The sequence below is a fragment of the Mesorhizobium sp. M8A.F.Ca.ET.165.01.1.1 genome (genome assembly GCF_004792065.1).
Classification (GTDB): Bacteria; Pseudomonadota; Alphaproteobacteria; order Rhizobiales; family Rhizobiaceae; genus Mesorhizobium.
Window position 1 is genome coordinate 1 of sequence record NZ_SRTH01000284.1, and the last position, 278, is coordinate 278.

The window sequence follows — 278 nt, forward strand, 5'->3', positions numbered from 1 at the left end:
AGCGCCTCGAAATCCGGCAGGTCGCGCAGCGTGTCGAACCCGAAGTGCGAGAGGAAGGTTTTCGTCGTGACATAAGTGTAGGGCGCACCAGGCTGCGGACTGGGGGAGCATGAGGATTTGTGGGGCGGGCTGGAACGAAGTATGTCGTCACCGTTGAATCTTGACGGGGCCGGCGGATTTGAAAAGGGCAAAACGGGCAGCGACGAAAACTGCCGGAGAGGCGGCAGCCTCGGAGGATGAGATTTCCATCCTGCAATTCCGCATCTGGCTGAAGGACG

General features: G+C 59.7%; 1 pseudogene. It reads right to left on the reverse strand.

Features of this window, described 5'->3' with window-relative positions:
• Positions 1–101: pseudogene (locus EN808_RS37560) on the reverse strand (SMC-Scp complex subunit ScpB); the annotation flags it as partial.
• Positions 102–278: the final 177 nt, after the last annotated feature.